19 protein-coding genes are annotated in these 18,120 nt (G+C 62.5%); 16 read left to right on the top strand and 3 right to left on the bottom strand.

Annotated features, from left to right (window positions below; translation table 11 throughout):
- The first annotated feature begins 1 nt into the window (after position 1).
- The 6 genes from modB (at position 2) to V7773_RS22875 (ending at position 4,604) form a co-directional block, all read left to right on the top strand.
- Positions 2-682 (top strand): molybdate ABC transporter permease subunit, encoded by a 681-nt coding sequence (gene modB, locus V7773_RS22850; protein ID WP_063320611.1) that lies wholly within the window; start codon positions 2-4, stop codon positions 680-682.
- Between the two features lie 3 nt (positions 683-685).
- A complete protein-coding gene (gene modC, locus V7773_RS22855) occupies positions 686-1,765 on the top strand; it encodes a molybdenum ABC transporter ATP-binding protein (RefSeq protein WP_336075295.1) in 1,080 nt (359 codons plus the stop codon).
- A 185-nt stretch (positions 1,766-1,950) separates the two neighbouring features.
- Entirely contained in the window at positions 1,951-3,006 is a 1,056-nt protein-coding gene (locus tag V7773_RS22860) for a DNA topoisomerase IB (RefSeq protein WP_336075297.1), read from the top strand.
- 117 nt (positions 3,007-3,123) lie between these two features.
- Positions 3,124-3,687, top strand: a complete 564-nt coding sequence (locus V7773_RS22865; protein ID WP_336075299.1) for an ATP-dependent Clp protease proteolytic subunit — start codon at positions 3,124-3,126, stop codon at positions 3,685-3,687.
- Positions 3,688-3,812: 125 nt separating this feature from the next.
- Positions 3,813-3,992, top strand: a complete 180-nt coding sequence (locus V7773_RS22870; RefSeq protein WP_003203031.1) for a general stress protein — start codon at positions 3,813-3,815, stop codon at positions 3,990-3,992.
- 141 nt (positions 3,993-4,133) lie between these two features.
- Positions 4,134-4,604 (top strand): arsenate reductase ArsC, encoded by a 471-nt coding sequence (locus V7773_RS22875; RefSeq protein WP_063320607.1) that lies wholly within the window; start codon positions 4,134-4,136, stop codon positions 4,602-4,604.
- Positions 4,605-4,608: 4 nt separating this feature from the next.
- Here V7773_RS22875 and V7773_RS22880 read toward each other — a convergent pair whose 3' ends face one another.
- Entirely contained in the window at positions 4,609-5,142 is a 534-nt protein-coding gene (locus V7773_RS22880) for a DUF3087 family protein (RefSeq protein ID WP_336075300.1), read from the bottom strand.
- Between the two features lie 217 nt (positions 5,143-5,359).
- Between V7773_RS22880 and ppnN the strand changes: the two genes are divergently transcribed.
- Positions 5,360-6,733 (top strand): nucleotide 5'-monophosphate nucleosidase PpnN, encoded by a 1,374-nt coding sequence (ppnN, locus tag V7773_RS22885; protein WP_063320605.1) that lies wholly within the window; start codon positions 5,360-5,362, stop codon positions 6,731-6,733.
- Between the two features lie 129 nt (positions 6,734-6,862).
- Here the strand turns inward: ppnN and V7773_RS22890 are convergent, their stop codons facing one another.
- Both V7773_RS22890 and V7773_RS22895 read right to left on the bottom strand, forming a co-directional pair.
- A complete protein-coding gene (locus V7773_RS22890; protein ID WP_336075303.1) occupies positions 6,863-7,531 on the bottom strand; it encodes an HAD family hydrolase in 669 nt (222 codons plus the stop codon).
- A gap of 56 nt (positions 7,532-7,587) precedes the next feature.
- Positions 7,588-8,934, bottom strand: coding sequence for an MATE family efflux transporter (locus V7773_RS22895; RefSeq protein ID WP_336075305.1), 1,347 nt, complete (start codon positions 8,932-8,934; stop codon positions 7,588-7,590).
- A gap of 746 nt (positions 8,935-9,680) precedes the next feature.
- On the opposite strand from V7773_RS22895, the gene V7773_RS22900 reads away from it, so the two are divergent.
- From V7773_RS22900 to V7773_RS22940, 9 genes are read left to right on the top strand one after another with little or no spacing between them, the layout of a single operon-like run.
- Entirely contained in the window at positions 9,681-10,589 is a 909-nt protein-coding gene (locus V7773_RS22900; protein ID WP_442963498.1) for a methyl-accepting chemotaxis protein, read from the top strand.
- An 11-nt stretch (positions 10,590-10,600) separates the two neighbouring features.
- Positions 10,601-10,969, top strand: a complete 369-nt coding sequence (locus V7773_RS22905; RefSeq protein WP_003203044.1) for a response regulator — start codon at positions 10,601-10,603, stop codon at positions 10,967-10,969.
- Positions 10,970-10,984: 15 nt separating this feature from the next.
- The gene (locus tag V7773_RS22910; protein WP_063320602.1) at positions 10,985-11,269 is read left to right on the top strand and encodes an STAS domain-containing protein; all 285 of its coding nucleotides are present in this window, start codon (positions 10,985-10,987) and stop codon (positions 11,267-11,269) included.
- Positions 11,270-11,308: 39 nt separating this feature from the next.
- Positions 11,309-13,411, top strand: a complete 2,103-nt coding sequence (locus V7773_RS22915; protein WP_336075309.1) for a chemotaxis protein CheA — start codon at positions 11,309-11,311, stop codon at positions 13,409-13,411.
- 33 nt (positions 13,412-13,444) lie between these two features.
- Positions 13,445-15,103 (top strand): methyl-accepting chemotaxis protein, encoded by a 1,659-nt coding sequence (locus V7773_RS22920; protein ID WP_092144657.1) that lies wholly within the window; start codon positions 13,445-13,447, stop codon positions 15,101-15,103.
- A gap of 39 nt (positions 15,104-15,142) precedes the next feature.
- On the top strand, positions 15,143-15,679 hold the full coding sequence (locus V7773_RS22925) for a chemotaxis protein CheW (protein WP_063320600.1): 537 nt from the start codon (positions 15,143-15,145) through the stop codon (positions 15,677-15,679).
- Positions 15,676-16,512, top strand: coding sequence for a CheR family methyltransferase (locus tag V7773_RS22930; RefSeq protein ID WP_336075311.1), 837 nt, complete (start codon positions 15,676-15,678; stop codon positions 16,510-16,512). Before V7773_RS22925 ends, V7773_RS22930 begins: the two co-directional genes overlap by 4 nt.
- Entirely contained in the window at positions 16,509-17,006 is a 498-nt protein-coding gene (cheD, locus tag V7773_RS22935) for a chemoreceptor glutamine deamidase CheD (RefSeq protein ID WP_063320598.1), read from the top strand. The genes V7773_RS22930 and cheD overlap by 4 nt, the downstream gene beginning before the upstream one ends.
- Positions 17,007-17,008: 2 nt before the next feature.
- Positions 17,009-18,082, top strand: a complete 1,074-nt coding sequence (locus V7773_RS22940) for a protein-glutamate methylesterase/protein-glutamine glutaminase (protein WP_336075315.1) — start codon at positions 17,009-17,011, stop codon at positions 18,080-18,082.
- Positions 18,083-18,120: the final 38 nt, after the last annotated feature.

Consider the following 18,120-nt stretch of genomic DNA (forward strand, 5'->3'; position numbering starts at 1 on the left):
AATGCCCCTGACCAGCGCCGACTATGCCGCCATCTGGCTGACCCTCAAACTGGCGTCCTTGACCACGGTGATCCTGCTGCTCATCGGCACGCCCATCGCTTTATGGCTGTCGCGCACCCGCTCGTGGCTGCGCGGGCCGGTGGGCGCGGTGGTGGCATTGCCATTGGTGTTGCCACCCACGGTGATCGGCTTCTACCTGTTGCTGGCGTTGGGGCCGCACGGCTGGATCGGCCAATTCACCCAGGCCCTCGGGCTGGGCACCCTCACCTTCAGCTTCACCGGGCTGGTGATCGGCTCGGTGATCTACTCCATGCCGTTTGTGGTGCAGCCGTTGCAGAACGCCTTTGCCGCCATCGGCAGTCGCCCCTTGGAAGTCGCCGCTACCCTGCGAGCCGGGCCTTGGGATACGTTTTTCAGCGTCATCCTGCCCCTGGCCCGCCCCGGCTTCATCACCGCGGCGATTCTCGGCTTTGCCCACACCGTCGGCGAATTCGGCGTGGTGCTGATGATCGGCGGCAACATTCCGGAGAAAACCCGGGTGGTGTCGGTGCAGATCTACGACCATGTCGAAGCCTTGGAATACGCCCAGGCCCACTGGCTGGCCGCAGCGATGCTGGTGTTTTCATTCCTGGTGCTGCTGGCGCTGTATTCCAGCCGCCGAACCCGTGCCGGTTGGAGCTGATCGATGATTCAGGCGCGTTTTCAGCTCGACCACGGGGCTTTTTCCCTGGACCTGGATGTGCAACTGCCCGGCCGTGGCGTGACCGCACTGTATGGGCCTTCCGGTTCCGGTAAAACCACCTGCCTGCGCTGCATTGCCGGGTTGGAGCGACCGGCCCGGGGTTTTATCGAGGTCAACGGCCAAGTCTGGCAAGACAGTGAGCACGCGGTGTTCATGCCGCCCCATAAACGGCCGGTGGGGTATGTGTTCCAGGAGGCGAGCCTGTTCGCCCATCTGTCGGTGCAGGCCAACCTGGCGTTCGGCCTCAAGCGCATCGCGCCGGCACAACGGCGGGTGGACATGCAACAGGCGACCGAACTGCTGGGCATCGGGCACTTGCTCGATCGGCAGCCGCACAACCTGTCCGGCGGCGAGCGCCAGCGGGTGGGCATCGCCCGCGCCTTGCTCACCAGCCCGCAACTGCTGCTGATGGATGAGCCGCTGGCGGCCCTCGATACCCGGCGCAAAAACGAAATCCTGCCGTACCTGCAACGGCTCCACGATGAGCTGGACATTCCGGTGCTGTATGTCAGCCATTCCCAGGACGAAGTGGCACGCCTGGCCGATCACATCGTGCTGCTCGACGGCGGCCGCGCGCTGGCCAGTGGGCCGATCGGCGAAACCCTGGCCCGGCTCGACCTGCCATTGGCCCTGGGGGACGACGCCGGCGTGGTGATCGAGGGCAAGGTCAGCGGTTATGACCCGGCTTATCAACTGCTGACCCTGAATCTGCCCGATAGCCAACTGAACGTACGCGTGGCCCACACGTCCCTGGCCCTCGGCCAGCCGCTGCGCTTCAAGGTCCAGGCCCGGGACGTCAGCCTCAGCCTGGCGAACGATGCCCAGACCAGCATCCTCAATCGCCTGCCGGTCACCGTGGTCAGCGAACAGGCCGCCGACAACACCGCCCATGTGCTGGTCCGCCTGGAAGCCGCCGGCACCCCGCTGCTGGCGCGCATCACCCGCTATTCCCGGGATCAGCTCAAGCTGCAACCAGGGCTGGTGTTGTGGGCGCAGATCAAGGCGGTGGCGGTGTTGGCGTAGTCCACCTTGTGTGCGAGCTTGCTCGCGATGACGACGCATCCAACATTGATGCAAGCTGATTCACCGCTATCGCGAGCAAGCTCGCTCCCAGGGATTGCGGGTAACCGCAGAATCTTGGCACGACCGCAACGGGCTGCGGTCAATCGATCACATGGCCACCGGATTCGCTGCCAAGGACTTTCTTCATGCCCGACACCCTGCCGCCGGATGCATTGCCGGCCGACCTGCATTACGTCGACGATACCGCCCCCGGCATCACCCGCAAGAAATTGCGTGGCAAGTTCTGTTATTTCGACCCGCAAGGCCAGCGCATCACTGACGCAGCCGAGATCCAGCGCATCAATGCCCTGGCGGTGCCACCGGCCTATACCGATGTCTGGATCTGCACCGACCCGCGCGGCCATCTCCAGGCCACCGGGCGCGATGCCCGTGGACGCAAGCAGTACCGTTACCATGCGCGCTGGCGTGAGGTCCGTGATGCGGACAAGTATTCGCGGATGCTGGAATTCGGACGGGCCCTGCCGCGCTTGCGCAAACGCCTGGAGCAAATCCTCGCCACGCCCGGGTTCAGCCGCGACAAAGTCATGGCCACGGTCGTCACCCTGCTGGACACGACCCTGATCCGCGTCGGCAACAGCCAATACGCCCGGGACAATCGCTCCTATGGCCTGACGACCCTGCGCAACAAGCATGTCGAGGTCAACGGCAGCGCCATCGCCTTCCAGTTCCGTGGCAAGAGCGGCATCGAGCACCAGATCACCGTGAAGGACCGGCGCCTGGCACGGATCATCAAGCGCTGCCAGGAGATCCCCGGGCAGAACCTGTTCCAGTACCTGGACGAACACGGCGAACGCCACGCCATCAGTTCTTCGGACATCAACGCCTACCTCAAGACCCTCACTGGCGCTGACTTCACCGCCAAGGACTACCGCACCTGGGCCGGCAGCGCAGCCGCCCTGGCCGGGTTGCGGACGCTGCGCTGGGAAACCGAAAGCGAGGCGAAAAAGCATGTCGCCGAGATGGTCAGGCAAGTCGCCCGACAACTGGGCAACACGCCGACCGTCTGTCGCAAGTGCTACATTCATCCTGCGGTGGTGGAGAGTTTCCTGCTCGGTGCCCTGACCCAGTTGCCCAAACCCCGGGCACGTAAAGGCCTCAGCGAAGAAGAAGCCGGGCTTACGTTATTTCTGCAGCGCATGACGCAAGCCGCCCAGAAATGCGAACAGCAGCAACCGGCTTGATGCGCTCACCGGCAGCCAGCCATGGATGAGGAACATCCGCAGACCGCTGGACTCCCAACTGTACGGCACAGCCGATCCGCAGGCACTTGCAAAGGGTGAAGTCGACAGGAGTTTCAGATGTCCGAACACATTGTCCATTTTCATTGCCAGATCGATCAGGGAACCACGGAACGCTTTCGCGATAACTGCCTGGAGGCCATTGAGAAAGGCGCCGACTCGCTGATGCTCAATCTCTCCACAGTCGGTGGCAGCACCAACTTCGGTTTCACCCTCTACACCTTCATCAAGTCCCTGCCGGTACCGGTACGTGCGGTGAACGCCGGCAACATCGAGTCGATGGGCATCGTCATGTACCTGGCCGCCAGCGACCGCACCACCACCCCGCACTCGCGTTTCCTGATTCATCCGATGAACTGGTACTTCGGCCAGAAGTCGGTGGACCACTCTCGCTTGCGCGAGTACCTGTCCAGCCTGGACAACGACGTGGCGCGCTACGTGGAAATCTACGTCAAGGAAACCGCTGGCGCGGCGACGCAGCTGGATATCTTCAAATGCCTGTGTGCCGAGGAACGGGTGATTCCAGCGGAGAACTCCCTGGCTTTCGGCATTGCCCATCGGGTCGAGCAAGTGGTGTTCCCGCCGGATGCCAAGCATTGGAAAGTCAGCGGTGGCGAGGATTAGAAGTGAAGGCTGGCGGCAGACCATTCGTCGCCAGCAAGCGGTTTTTTTTAAACTTCCCCCGGCCATTTTCTTTCCCAACTAATGCGAGGCACGTTGCTCGCTCAACCAAAATGAGGATTCTCGAAATGGCCAGTAGCGGAAACAAAAACCCAGGCAACTTCGCCAATGATCGTGAAAAAGCATCGGAAGCCGGCAAGAAAGGCGGACAAGCGTCGGGCGGCAACGTTGCTAACGACCGGCAAAAAGGCACTGGAGCCGGTAACAAAGGTAGCGAACGCAGCCAAGGCGGCGGCAGAAAATCGTAACCACGCAAATCGTTGGGGCGCAGACGTATTGCGCCCCGGCGCTATCCGCTCTCGCTCTCGCTACAAATACGAAATTCCATATATTCGATTGTCCGCATATACTCCGGCGCAGCCCAACCTTGCGCTTATCGGAGCCGATCGATGAAAGTCCTCTTCATGTGCACAGCCAACAGTTGCCGCAGCATTCTCAGCGAAGCGATGTTCAACCATCTGGCCCCGGCCGGATTCCAGGCCGTCAGCGCCGGCAGTTTCCCCAAGGGCCACGTGCTCCCGCGCAGCCTGAGCACCTTGCAAGAAGCCGGTATCAGCGTAAAAGGCTTGCGCAGCAAGGGTAACGACGCGTTCGAGGGCAGCCCGCCGGACATCGTCATCACCGTGTGCGACAGCGCCGCTCGCGATGCTTGCCCGGTGTACTTCGGTCCGGCCATCAAGGCCCACTGGGGCCTGGTCGATCCATCGACCGTCAGAGGCAGCGATGATCAGATCGGCCAGGCCTTCCATGCCACCCTGGATCGTATCGAAACCCGCTGCCGGGCCTTTTTTGCCCTGCCCTTCGACCAGCTCGATGCCCAGGCCCTGAAAGCCGAGCTCGACCGCATCGGCACCCTCTGACCGCTCAACCTGCGCGATAGGCCTGCTTCACCGTCTCGATCCAGCTCGCCTCCAGGCGCGACTGTTCGGTGTCCAGGCCCAGCGCCTGCATCTTCGCCAGGTGCGCGTCGGCCTCTCGCGCCAGGGAGCCCTGGGCGCTGGAGTTGGCGTCCAGCTGATGCATCTGGGCCAGCCCCAGGTGATAGAAACGCAGCAGCTTCATAGCGGTGGGATCCTGGGCTTGCACGCCAGCGGTCACCTGGTGCATCACGTTGGTGATTTTCATCAGGCTGCGCTTGAGTTGCCAGCCGTACACGGCGGCGGCCATCCATGGCTGCGACCAGAAATACAGGCGCATCAGCGCAGCCATAGCCAGCACCGCGACAAGCACCCCGCCGAGATTGAAACGAAAGTTATCGCCTCCGGGCGTGCCCAGCAGCAGCACGGCCAGGCTGGACAGCAACATCGCCAGGGCCAGGAACACCACCGCGATGATCAGGGTGCTGCGGCGAGTCTGCTTGCGATAGGTGTCGCTATCCCACGGTTTGATCTCGAACATCGCGGTGCAATTTCCTTGTACGGCATCAAAAGAGTCACGCATTATCGCCTGCCCGGTCGATTTAGCTATGCTGGAGCTCATTTTGTATCGCAACCGACTCGCCGGGTCCGGATCGAAGTCCATGGCGATAGCGCAAGGATCGTGCGATCTTTCTGCGTGGACGTTTTTTTCAAGATGCCGTCGTTGTGTGCATGGCATCGTTTTCAAGGAAAGCTGAATGAATCAAAGACATGTAATCAACGCCTCGGTAAGCCCCAAAGGCAGCCTGGAGACCTTGTCCCAGCGCGAAGTCCAGCAACTGAGCGAAGCCGGTTCCGGCAGTATCTATACCCTCTTCCGCCAGTGCGCCCTGGCCATCCTCAACACCGGCGCCCATGTTGATAACGCCAAGACCATCCTGGAAGCCTACAAGGACTTCGAGATCCGTATTCACCAGCAGGACCGGGGCGTGCGCCTGGAGCTGCTGAACGCACCGGCCGACGCGTTCGTCGACGGCGAAATGATCGCCAGCACCCGGGAAATGCTGTTCAGCGCCCTGCGCGACATCGTCTACACCGAGAACGAGCTGGACAGCCAGCGCATCGACCTCAGCTCGTCCCAGGGCATCAGCGACTACGTCTTCCACCTGCTGCGCAACGCCCGCACCTTGCGTCCTGGCGTGGAGCCGAAAATCGTCGTGTGCTGGGGCGGTCACTCGATCAACACCGAAGAATACAAATACACCAAGAAGGTCGGCCACGAGCTGGGCCTGCGCAGCCTGGATATCTGCACCGGCTGCGGCCCTGGCGTGATGAAAGGCCCGATGAAAGGCGCCACCATTGCCCATGCCAAGCAGCGTATCCATGGCGGTCGCTACCTGGGCCTGACGGAGCCGGGCATCATCGCCGCCGAGGCGCCGAACCCGATCGTCAATGAGCTGGTGATCCTGCCGGACATCGAGAAGCGCCTCGAGGCTTTCGTACGTGTCGGTCACGGCATCATCATCTTCCCGGGTGGCGCTGGTACGGCGGAAGAGTTCCTCTACCTGCTGGGTATCCTGATGCACCCGGCCAACCAGGACCTGCCGTTCCCGGTGGTGCTCACCGGACCGAAAAGCGCCGCGCCGTACCTCGATCAGTTGCATGCATTTGTCGGTGCAACCCTGGGTGAGGCCGCGCAGAAGCACTATCAGATCATCATCGACGACCCGGCCGAAGTGGCGCGGCAGATGACCCAGGGGCTCAAGGAGGTCAAGCAGTTCCGCCGCGAGCGCAACGACGCCTTCCACTTCAACTGGCTGCTGAAGATCGACGAAGGCTTCCAGCGCCCGTTCGACCCGACCCACGCCAACATGGCCAGCCTGGGCCTGAGCCGCGACCTGCCCGCCCACGAACTGGCGGCCAACCTGCGCCGGGCGTTCTCGGGCATCGTGGCCGGTAACGTCAAGGACAAGGGCATCCGCCTGATCGAAGAACACGGCCCTTACGAGATCCACGGCGACGCCGCCATCATGGAACCCCTCGACCGCCTGCTCCAGGCCTTCGTCGCCCAGCACCGCATGAAACTGCCAGGCGGCGCGGCGTATGTGCCGTGCTATCGCGTGGTGACCTGACCTACCCGAAGACCACAGATCCAATGTGGGAGCGAGCCTGCTCGCGATGGCGCCGGTACATTCAGCACTGATGCAAGCTGAACCTCCGCTATCGCGAGCAAGCTCGCTTCCACAGGTGTTCTGCGGCGGTCATAGAATCGAAGGCAGTCGCATCAGGCCGGCCTCATCCACCTCAATGCCTAGCCCAAGGTAATCCTTGATCTGCGGATGAAGGGTGACCACCGGGTGCGTATGCGTCGCCGTCACCACCAGCACATCCGCCCCCGCCGCCTCGCCAGCCCGAATGCCCGCCTCGGCGTCTTCAAACACCAGGCATTCCTGCGGTGCCACCTGCAAGCGTTCGGCAGCCAAGCGGTAGCAGGCGGGGTTGGGCTTGCCGTCGCTCACGTCCTCGGCCGTGACCATCACTGCAGGGCGTGGGATCCCGGCCGCTTCCATACGCCGCAAGGCCAGTGCCATCGGTGCCGAAGTGACGATCGCCCAGCGCTCTGGCGGCAGGCTGTTCACAAAGGCCTGCGCACCGGGCACCTGCACCACGCCTTCGACGTCTTCGATTTCCTCGCGGGTAATCTGCTCGGCCTCGGCCTGAGCATCCACCCCCGGCAGGTGCTGGCGGGTAATGGTATCGATGGCGCGCACGCCATGGATCGTCGGCAGGAATGTCGCCACGTCCACGCCGTGGCGCAGGGCCCAGCGCGTCCAGATCCGCTCGGCGGCGGCAATGGAATTGAGCAGTGTGCCGTCCATGTCGAACAGGAAAGCGCGGTAGGCAATGTGGGTGGGGAGACTGGCAGGCATCGGATCCTCGGTGGCGGCGTGGCGGGTGATGGCCACAGGATTAAATGGTGGGTTGGTTACACCAACCGCTCGATCGGCTGATGCTGCCACACCTGCTTGTAGTACAGCGTCTGCAACAGCAGCATGCTCAAGTAGGCCACCGGGAACGCCATCCACACCCCTTGCAGGCCGAAGTGAGCGTCCAGCAGATACGCCGCCGGCACCTGCACGACGACGATACAGAAGATCGAGATAGCGACTGGCACCAGCACCGTGCCGCTGGCGCGCATGATGCCGCCGACGATCGCCTGGAAGCCGAACACCAGCAGGCTCCAGAGCATGATGTGCAGCAGGTGTTCGGCCTGGACCCGTGCCGCCGGGTCGGTGATGAACAGCCCCAGCAGCCAGTGGGACAACAGATACCCCAGGACCACCAACCCGCCCGTAAGCCAGAGGTTGATCAACAACCCCGTGCGCAGGATCGGCCCCAGGCGCTCCAGGCGTCCGGCACCGATGGCCTGGGCGCCGAGGATCGAAGCGGTGATGGCGATCGACAGCGCCGGAAACTGCACGTAGTTGACGATCTGCGTCACCGCGCCGTAGGCCGCCGTGGCCTGGGAGCCATGGCTATTGACCAGCGTCAGGATGACCAACTCGGACAACGAGATCACCACCATCTGCAACCCTGTGGGCAAGCCTATGCGCAGCACTTTGCCAAGGATCTCCATGTCCAGGCGCATCGCCGCGAACAACGCCCGGTCCGGCGCCAGGGCATGCTCGCGACGGTTCAGGCGCCACGCCAGCATGGCCATGGCCGAGGCCGTCCCCACCAACCCCGCCAGCGCCGCGCTCTGGATGCCCATCTGCGGCAACCCCAACCAGCCACGAATCAACGCCGGCGTGAGCAGCAGCCCGACACTGGTGGAGGTCAGCAGCGCCAACATCGGTGACACCGTATCGCTCACCCCGCGCAGCAGCTGGGTAAACAGCACAAATACCAGCAACATCGGCAGGATCCACAGCATGACCCGGGCATAGGAAACGGCATCCTCCAGCACATCAGCCGGCGTGCCGAGCCCCTGCAACGCCTGACGCGCAAAGACACTGCCAAGCACCGCCGCCGCCAGGCCGATGATCGCCCCCAGCAACAAGGTCGAACCGGCAATCGCCTTCACCGTCCCGGTTTCGCCGGCGCCGTAGGCCTGCCCGATCAACACCCCCGCCCCCGCGCCGAGGCCAATCACCAATGCGATAAAGAAAAACACGATGGGAAACATGCCCGACACCGCCGCCAAGGCCTGGGTACCGAGCATCTGGCCGATGTAGATGCTGTTGAACGTGCCAGACATGGACTGCAGGAAATTGGACAAGACCATAGGGGCCAGGAACAGGAGGTAGGTTTTCCAGAGGGGCTGGGTGGGCATGGGGGCTCTGATGGCAGGTTCGAAATCCAATGCGGGGTAATTTAGCGCAATCCATGGATTCTGTTTCGGAAGATGTCCGTTTTTCGTGGCGAGGGAGCTTGCTCCCGCCAGGCTGCGCAGCAGTCCCAAAACCTAAACACGCAATCTATCAGGCCAACCGCACCCGCCAAGTTTGGGACCGCTTCGCGCTCCAGCGGGAGCAAGCTCCCTCGCCACAAAAGCCCATGCGCCATCTCCCTTGCCAGGTGGCTCATTCCTTCGTCGGGTGCATTCGACATTTCCCAGACAGCGTCTAACCTGAAATAGCACAGTGCCACGTACTGTGTAGGCCAATGCCTATGCAATACCGGTATCGGACAGCCGGTCTTAAAGTCCGAGTAGAGGTCGCAGATAACCAGTTATTCGCAAATAACCTGTTAGAAACTCTGTTCAAGGACCGAACCATGACGTCGTACCCACACGGTCATTCCTTCGCCCAACCACCTCGCATCCTCTGGAACACAGTGCTCGTCGCTTTCGTTGCTGCCGTTGGCGTCTTACTGCTCAATGGTCCAAGTGTACAAAACATCATCCTGGCTGTTGCCCTCCTGGCCGTTGGTGTCGGTGCTGGCGTATGGGGTGCGCGTTCGCAACGTCAGCAGTTCGACAGCGCCATCGCCGCCGCCATGGCCCGCAACGACCTGCAAGCCAGCGAGCATCTGGCCCATAAAGCCAGCGAGCAACTCAACGAAGTCATTCTCGGCGCCATGCCGATCTGGGCCAAGCAGGTCGAAAGCTCCCGGCAGCAGACCGAAACCGCAATCGTCTCGCTGACCAGCCGCTTCACCGGCATTTCTTCGCGCCTGGAAGAGACCGTGCAAGCTTCGCAACTGGCCGCCGGTGAGTTGGCCAGCAGCAGTGGCGGTGCCGTGCAGGTGCTGGCCCAGAGCGAAAGTGAACTGGTCAAGGTCATCGATTCGCTGAAGGCCACCCAGGCCAGCCGCGATGAAACCCTGGCCCAGGTACGCAACCTGACGGCCTATACCGGGGAACTGCGGACCATGGCCGCCGATGTCGCGGCGATTGCCGCGCAGACCAACCTGCTGGCCCTCAACGCCGCCATCGAAGCCGCCCGTGCCGGCGAGGCCGGGCGTGGCTTTGCCGTGGTGGCCGACGCCGTGCGCAGCCTCTCGAGCAAGTCCAGCGAGACCGGCCAGCAGATGTCGGCCAAGGTCGACATCATCAACACCGCCATCACCCAACTGGTGCATGCCGCGTCCAGCGGCGCGGACCAGGACAGCCATTCGGTCAGTGCCTCCGAGCAAAGCATCCAGCAGGTGCTGGAGCGCTTCAAGAGTGTCACCGGCAACTTGGCCGACTCGGCCGACATGCTGCAGCGGGAGAGCTTCGGCATCCGCGATGAACTCACCGAGGTGCTGGTCAGCCTGCAATTCCAGGATCGGGTCAGCCAGATCCTCAGCCACGTGCGCGACAACATCGAGGACCTGCATGTGCACATGCAGCAGGCCAGTCAGTCGCCCGAACAGGCCGTTTCCATCGACGCTCGCCAATGGCTGGCGCGCATGGAAACCACTTACGCCACCGACGAGCAACGCCGCAATCACCACGGCGACTCGGCCGCGCAACAGACTTCACAGGAAATCACCTTCTTTTAGGAGCGCCGTTCATGGCTAAAAGTGTATTGGTTGTCGACGACTCCGCGAGCGTTCGGCAGGTGGTCGGCATCGCGTTGAAAAGTGCCGGCTATGACGTGATCGAAGCCAGCGATGGCAAGGATGCCCTGGGCAAACTCAATGGCCAGAAAGTGCACCTGATCATCAGTGACGTGAACATGCCCAACATGGACGGCATCACCTTCGTCAAGGAGGTCAAGAAGCTGGCCAGCTACAAGTTCACGCCAATCATCATGCTCACCACCGAATCCCAGGAATCGAAGAAACAGGAAGGCCAGGCCGCCGGAGCCAAGGCCTGGGTGGTCAAGCCGTTCCAGCCGGCGCAGATGCTGGCGGCGGTATCCAAGCTGATTCTTCCTTGATGAGCGGAGGCGCCCATGTCGTTGCACTACGAAACACAGGATGACACCGCCCAGGTGCACATCGACGGCGAGCTGACGATCTACACCGCCGCCGACCTGGCCGCGCAATGGTTGCCGCAGTTGGGCGCAACACCGCGGATGGCCCTTGATCTGTCGCAGATCACCGAGATGGACGGCGCCGGCCTGCAACTGCTGCTGATGGTACAGCGCGAGGCCGCCAAGGCCGGCACCCAACTGACATTGACCGGCCAGAGCAAGGCCGTCATGGAAACACTTGCCCTGTGCAACCTGGTTGCCTAGGGCTGCTGCAATACGTCGGACACGACAAAGGATATGAGCGTGAGCATCAATCTCGATCAGGCACAACAGACGTTCATCGTCGAGGCACGGGAACAGTTGCAAGCGATGGAAGAGTCGCTGCTGCAACTGGAAACCGACCCCGGCGACGATGACGCCATCGGCGCGATCTTCCGGGCGGCGCACACGATCAAGGGCTCGGCCGGGCTGTTCGGCCTGGAACCGATCGTCAGCTTCACCCACATCGTCGAAGACGTGCTCGATCGCCTGCGCAACGGCAGCGTCGAAGTGGACGCCGGCCTGATCGCGGTACTGCTCAAGTCCAGCGATCACATGCTCGAGCTGATCAACGTGGCCGCCAACCAGGGCGGAGCGCTACCGCCACCGGCCCTGCAACGGGAAGTGGAACTGTGCCAGATCCTGCAGGAGTACCAGGCCCCCTTGCCGGCCACGGCCCCAACGCCTGCCCAGGACACCGAAACCCGTGAACCCGGCGAAACGCGCCTCTGGCACATCTCCCTGCGTTTCGGCCAGGACGTGTTCCGCAACGGCATGGACCCTCTGTCGTTCCTGCGCTACCTGCAAACCCTGGGTGAAATCGTCGACATCACCGCCTTGACCGACGCCCTGCCCGCCGCCGATGCCTGGGACGCCGAGTCCTGCTACCTGGGCTTCGACATCGAGTTTCGCTCGGCCGCCGGCCACGGCGCGATCAATGAAGTGTTCGATTTCGTCCGGGAAGACTGCGAGATCGAGATCGTTGCCCAGGACGACGACATCGCGCCCCAGGCCAACACCGGCCTGGTCACGACGTCGCCGGAACCGGCCGAGGAAACCACCGCATTGGTCGCCACCGGCGAGTTGCTGTCCGACCAGCGCAAGACGCCACGCATGCCCGCCCAGATCGCCACCGACAAACAAGCGGTAAGCAGCGACAGCAAGGCCAAGGACGGCACCTATGTGCGGGTCAATGCCGACAAGCTCGATGAACTGATCAACCTGGTGGGCGAACTGGTCATCGCCAGCGCCGGTGCCAGCCTGTTGGCCCGCACCTGCCAGAACGATCCGTTGCAGGAGGCCACCTCGTCAGTCTCCGGACTGGTGGAAGAAATCCTCGATGGCGCCCTGCGCCTGCGCATGATCCCCATCGGCGAAACCTTCAACCGGTTCCGTCGGGTGGTGCGCGATGTCAGCCAGGAGCTGGGCAAGGACATCGACCTGATCATCAGCGGCGCGGAGACCGAACTGGACAAGACCGTGGTGGAAAAAATCGGCGACCCGCTCATGCACCTGCTGCGCAACGCCATGGACCACGGCATTGAAACCGCCGAGGCCCGGCTGGCGGCGGGCAAACCGGCCAAGGGGCACCTGCACCTCAACGCCTATCACGACTCGGGCAGCATCGTGCTGGAAATCGCCGACGACGGCGCCGGCCTGAACCGTGACCGGATCCTGGAAAAAGCCCAGGAGCGCGGCCTGGTCGCCCCCGGCGCGAGCCCGACCGACCAGGAGATCTACAACCTGATTTTCGAACCCGGTTTTTCCACCGCCCAGGCCGTGACCAACCTTTCGGGGCGTGGCGTGGGCATGGACGTGGTCAAGCGCAACATCACCCTGCTGCGCGGCACCGTCGACCTCGACAGCCAGCCCGGCAAGGGCACCGTGGTGCGTATCCGCCTGCCGCTGACCCTGGCGATCATCAATGGATTTCTGGTGGGCATCGGTCAGTCAACCTATGTCATTCCGCTGGACATGGTCCAGGAATGCATCGAGCTGAGCGAGAACGATGGGGTCGCCAGCCGCGAACAGGGCTATCTCGACCTGCGCGGCGAGGTGCTGCCCCTGGTCTACCTGCGCGATCACTTCAGCCACGAAGGCCCGCCCGCTCGCCGGCAGAACGTGGTGGTGGTGCGCTACGCCGAACTCAAGGCCGGGCTGGTGGTGGATGACTTGCTGGGTGAATTCCAGACCGTGATCAAGCCGCTGGGCAAGCTGTTTGGTGCCCTTCGCGGCATCAGTGGCTCGACCATCCTGGGCAGCGGCGCGGTAGCGTTGATTCTCGACGTACCGGCGCTGCTCACCCAGATCGCCCAAGTGGAAAACCGCTACACCCCGACTCAATTACAACAAGCCAACGCTCGCTGACGCTTTAGCAATTCCATGGAGAGGTACTTCCCAATGAAATGGTTCTACGATCTTAGAATCGCCACCAAACTGATCACTTCATTTCTTGTGGTGCTGGCCCTGACCGCCGTCATGGGAGTGTTCGCGATCATCCAACTGGGCGAGGTGAACAGCACCACCGTCGATATCAGGGAAAACTGGATGCCGTCCATGCGTGCGGCCTCGGGCATGCGTTTCTACGCGGCAAACTATCGCCTCAAGGAAAACCGCCACATTACCGCCGATTCCGAACAGGAACGCCTCACTGTCGAACAAGAAGCGGAAGACGCCAGGAAGGGGTTTGAAACCCGCATGGCGACCTATGAAAAACTGCTCTCCAGCGCGGAAGATCGCCAGCTGTTCGAAACCACCCGCAATGACTGGGTCGCTTACCTCGCAGTCAGCAAAGACCTGCTTGCACTGTCTCGGCAAAACCTGACCGAGCAAGCCCATGCACTGCTCAAGGGCCAATCCAAGCGTCAATTCGATCTGGTGGTCAACGACCTGCAAAAACTGGTGGAACTCAATGACGCGGGCGCTGGCGCCGCCAGCGAGCATGGCGCAGCGCTGTTTGAAAAATCGCGCCTGTCGATCATCGTCGTGCTGATTGCCGCCCTGCTGGTGGGCCTGGGCCTGGCGCTGTTCATCTCGCGCATCATCTCGCGCCCCTTGAAACAGGCCGCGACCGTCGCCGAGCAATTGGCCGAAGGCAACCTGAACGCAAAAATCGACGGCGGCTCCAAAGACGAAACCGGCATGGTGCTCAACGCCATGCAGAACATGATCGGCAAGCTCTCGCACATCATTGGCGAAGTGCGTAACGCTGCGGACAACCTGGCCAGTGCTTCCGAAGAAGTCAGCGCCACCGCGCAATCGATGAGCCAGGCCACCAGTGAACAGGCAGCCAGCGTCGAGGAAACCAGCGCCTCCATCGAGCAGATGAGCGCCAGCATCAACCAGAACACCGAGAACGCCAAGGTCACCGACGGCATGGCCAGCAAGGCCGCCAAGGAAGCCACCGACGGCGGCGAATCGGTGCAGCAGACCGTGGTGGCGATGAAGAAAATCGCCCAGCGGATCAGCATCATCGACGACATCGCCTACCAGACCAACCTGCTGGCGCTCAACGCTGCCATCGAAGCCGCCCGCGCCGGTGAGCACGGCAAAGGCTTCGCGGTGGTCGCCGCCGAAGTGCGCAAGCTGGCCGAACGCAGCCAGGTGGCCGCCCAGGAAATCGGCGAGCTGTCGTCCAGCAGCGTCGATATGGCCGAGAAGGCCGGGAACCTGCTCAACGAGATGGTCCCCTCGATCAACAAGACCTCGGACCTGGTGCAGGAAATCAGCGCCGCCTCCGAAGAACAGGCCGCCGGTGTGGCGCAGATCAACACCGCCATGACCCAGCTCAACCAGGTGACCCAGCAAAACGCCTCCAGCAGCGAAGAACTGGCCGCCACCGCCGAGGAAATGAGCAGCCAGGCCGAACAGCTGCAACAGGCCATGAGCTTCTTCACCCTGGACACGCCGCCCAAGTCTGCCGTGCAAGTTGCCAGGGTCGACAACACCCCAGGCTCCTCCGGCCGCAAACCGACGCGGACACCGGCACCGATCATGCCCAAGGCGTTTGCCTACAACATGGCCAGTGCCCCGGACGAATCGGAATTCACCCGGTTCTGATGGCCCGGTTCCACAGGCTTGCTTAAAGGAGAAAAAGCAATGGGCGCCATCGCGACCACACGTCAAACCGCCATCGCAGTCGAGGAAGAAGCGCAATACCTGACGTTTATGCTCGGCACGGAGATGTTTGCCATCGGCATCCTGTGCATCAAGGAAATCATCGAATACGGCAACCTGACCGTGGTGCCGATGATGCCGACGTTCGTGCGCGGGGTGATCAACCTGCGCGGTGCCGTCGTGCCGGTGGTCGACCTTTCGGCCCGTTTCGGTCGACCGAATTCGGCGATCAGCCGGCGCTCGTGCGTGGTGATCATCGAGGCGTCCAGCGCCGACGGCCAGGCCCAGGACATTGGCCTGCTGGTGGACACGGTGTCGGCGGTGCTGGAAATCCCGGCCTCGCAGATCGAGCCGCCACCGAGCTTCGGCGCGAAGATCCGGGCCGATTTCATCAGTGGCATGGCCAAGGTCGATGGCAAGTTTGTCATCGTACTGGAAGTGGACCGCGTGTTGTCCATCGACGAAATGTCCCAACTCGCCGAAGCCAGCCCGAACGCGCTGGAAGTGGATGCCCCGTGAACGCCGATACCTGCAAGGAACGCCCGGCGAACGCGCTGGCGCTCAGTGACCGAGAGTTCGGCCAGTTCCAGTCCTGGCTGTACCAGGCCGCCGGCATCAGCCTGTCCGAGGCCAAGAAAGCCCTGGTGGCTGGGCGTTTGTTCAAGCGCCTCAAGCACTATGGGCTGGACAGTTATGGCGAGTATTTCAAGCTGATCATGAACGGCCAGCGCACCGATGAGTTACAAGTGGCGCTGGACCTGCTGACGACCAACGAGACCTACTTTTTCCGCGAGCCCAAACATTTCGATTTCCTGCGCCAACACGTACTGCCCCACGCCACGCCGGGCAAGACCTTCCGCCTGTGGAGCGCGGCCAGCTCTTCCGGGGAAGAACCCTACAGCCTGGCCATGACCCTGGCCGAAGGGCTGGGCACCACGCCTTGGGAAGTGATCGGTTCGGACATCAGCAGCCAGGTACTGGCCAAGGCGCGCTCCGGGCATTACCCGATGGAACGCGCCCGCACCCTGCCTCAGCCGCTGCTGGTGAAATATTGCCTCAAGGGCACCGGTAGCCAGCAAGGCACGTTCCTCATCGACCGGGCGTTGCGCAACCGGGTCAACTTCATCCAGGTCAACCTCAACGACACCTTGCCGGAGCTGGGGGAGTTCGATGTGATCTTCCTGCGCAACGTCATGATCTATTTCGACCAACCCACCAAAAGCAAAGTGGTCGCCCGCTTGATCCCCCGACTCAAGCCCGGCGGGTATTTCATCGTCAGCCACTCGGAGAGTCTCAACGGTGTGTCCGATGCGTTGAAACTGGTGGCCCCTTCGATTTATCGCAAGCCATGAACACCGCAATGAGGGCAGTGGCCGAGGTGTACCTGGCGCCGGGGGAGTTTCGCTTTGCCACTTGCCCGACCCGCCTGCGCACGATTCTCGGCTCTTGCGTGGCGATCACGCTGTGGCACCCCGAACGCAAGATCGGCGGCATGTGCCACTTCATGCTGCCCAGTCGGGTGCGTTGCTCCAAGGCCTTGAACGGCCTGTACGCCGATGAAGCCATTGAACTGTTCATCCGCCAGGCCAGGGCCCATCACACCGAACCCGAGGACTATCAACTCAAGCTGTTCGGCGGCGGCGAGATGTTCCCCGAACTGCAACGCCATGTGCCCTACGGCGATGTGGCGCGGTTGAACGTCAATGCGGCGCTGGAAATCGCTGCCCTCTACCGCCTGGACCTGATCGCCCAGGACATGGGTAGCACCGGCCACCGAAGCATCATCTTCGACCTTTGCAGCGGCGATGTATGGGTCAGGCACCAACCTATAAGGACCCGGCACTGACTATGTCAAAAAAGATCAATGTACTGCTGGTGGATGACTCTGCGGTGGTTCGCCAGGTGTTGCTGGCGATACTCAGCGACACACCGGACATCCACGTCATGGGCGCGGCGTCCGACCCGATTTTCGCCATGGACAAACTGGCCAAGGAATGGCCCGACGTGATCGTGCTGGACGTGGAAATGCCGCGCATGGACGGCATCACGTTCCTGAAAAAAATCATGAGCGAGCGCCCCACTCCGGTGGTGATCTGCTCGTCCCTGACGCCCCGGGGCGCGGAAACCACCTTGCAGGCGATGGCCGCTGGCGCGGTGGAAATCATCACCAAGCCCACCACCGGCCTGAAGAACTTTCTGTTGGAGTCGGCGCCGGAACTGGTGTCGGCAATCCGTGCCGCCGCCCAGGTCAACGTGCGCAACCTGGGCAAGCGTCCCGCCCCGATCGCGCTGACGCCCCCGACCAAACTCACCGCTGACGCCATGCTGCCCGCCGCCAACGGCCACGCCATGGCACAGACCACCGAACGCATCGTCGCCCTGGGCACCTCCACCGGTGGTACCCAGGCCCTGGAAGCGGTGCTCACCGCCCTGCCGCGAGTGTGCCCGGGCATCGTCATCGTCCAGCACATGCCGGAAAAATTCACCGCCTCGTTCGCCGCCCGGCTGAACAGCCTGTGCCAGATCGAAGTGCGCGAGGCCCGCAACAACGACCGCATCCACCCGGGCCTGGCACTCATCGCACCAGGCGGCAAACACATGATGGTGACCCGCAGCGGCGCGTTCTATCACGTGCAGGTGGTGGATGGCCCACTGGTCAACCGCCACCGCCCTTCGGTGGATGTGCTGTTCCGCTCCGTGGCCAAATTCGCCGGCCGCAACGCCACCGGCATCATCATGACCGGCATGGGCGACGACGGCGCCCGCGGCCTGAAGGAAATGCTCGACGCCGGCAGCACCACCGTGGCCCAGGACGAAGCCAGTTGCGTGGTCTTCGGCATGCCCAAGGAAGCGATCAAACTCAATGCGGCGCAACGGGTGATGGGGTTGCAGGAGATTGCGCAGGTGATCTTGCATCGGTAACAACGACCGTCCCTACAGTGGAGCTTGATCAGGTGAAT

The sequence above is a fragment of the Pseudomonas sp. 3JA genome (assembly GCF_036961705.1).
GTDB lineage: Bacteria > Pseudomonadota > Gammaproteobacteria > Pseudomonadales > Pseudomonadaceae > Aquipseudomonas > Aquipseudomonas fluorescens_Q.

What these genes read in the sequence shown, in the direction of transcription:
- modB (WP_063320611.1), top strand. Translation starts at nt 2, where the DNA reads ATGCCCCTGACCAGCGCCGACTATGCCGCCATCTGGCTGACCCTCAAA.
- modC (WP_336075295.1), top strand. Translation starts at nt 686, where the DNA reads ATGATTCAGGCGCGTTTTCAGCTCGACCACGGGGCTTTTTCCCTGGAC.
- V7773_RS22860 (WP_336075297.1), top strand. Translation starts at nt 1,951, where the DNA reads ATGCCCGACACCCTGCCGCCGGATGCATTGCCGGCCGACCTGCATTAC.
- V7773_RS22865 (WP_336075299.1), top strand. Translation starts at nt 3,124, where the DNA reads ATGTCCGAACACATTGTCCATTTTCATTGCCAGATCGATCAGGGAACC.
- V7773_RS22870 (WP_003203031.1), top strand. Translation starts at nt 3,813, where the DNA reads ATGGCCAGTAGCGGAAACAAAAACCCAGGCAACTTCGCCAATGATCGT.
- V7773_RS22875 (WP_063320607.1), top strand. Translation starts at nt 4,134, where the DNA reads ATGAAAGTCCTCTTCATGTGCACAGCCAACAGTTGCCGCAGCATTCTC.
- V7773_RS22880 (WP_336075300.1), bottom strand. Translation starts at nt 5,142, where the DNA reads ATGTTCGAGATCAAACCGTGGGATAGCGACACCTATCGCAAGCAGACT.
- ppnN (WP_063320605.1), top strand. Translation starts at nt 5,360, where the DNA reads ATGAATCAAAGACATGTAATCAACGCCTCGGTAAGCCCCAAAGGCAGC.
- V7773_RS22890 (WP_336075303.1), bottom strand. Translation starts at nt 7,531, where the DNA reads ATGCCTGCCAGTCTCCCCACCCACATTGCCTACCGCGCTTTCCTGTTC.
- V7773_RS22895 (WP_336075305.1), bottom strand. Translation starts at nt 8,934, where the DNA reads ATGCCCACCCAGCCCCTCTGGAAAACCTACCTCCTGTTCCTGGCCCCT.
- V7773_RS22900 (WP_442963498.1), top strand. Translation starts at nt 9,681, where the DNA reads ATGCCGATCTGGGCCAAGCAGGTCGAAAGCTCCCGGCAGCAGACCGAA.
- V7773_RS22905 (WP_003203044.1), top strand. Translation starts at nt 10,601, where the DNA reads ATGGCTAAAAGTGTATTGGTTGTCGACGACTCCGCGAGCGTTCGGCAG.
- V7773_RS22910 (WP_063320602.1), top strand. Translation starts at nt 10,985, where the DNA reads ATGTCGTTGCACTACGAAACACAGGATGACACCGCCCAGGTGCACATC.
- V7773_RS22920 (WP_092144657.1), top strand. Translation starts at nt 13,445, where the DNA reads ATGAAATGGTTCTACGATCTTAGAATCGCCACCAAACTGATCACTTCA.
- V7773_RS22925 (WP_063320600.1), top strand. Translation starts at nt 15,143, where the DNA reads ATGGGCGCCATCGCGACCACACGTCAAACCGCCATCGCAGTCGAGGAA.
- cheD (WP_063320598.1), top strand. Translation starts at nt 16,509, where the DNA reads ATGAACACCGCAATGAGGGCAGTGGCCGAGGTGTACCTGGCGCCGGGG.
- V7773_RS22940 (WP_336075315.1), top strand. Translation starts at nt 17,009, where the DNA reads ATGTCAAAAAAGATCAATGTACTGCTGGTGGATGACTCTGCGGTGGTT.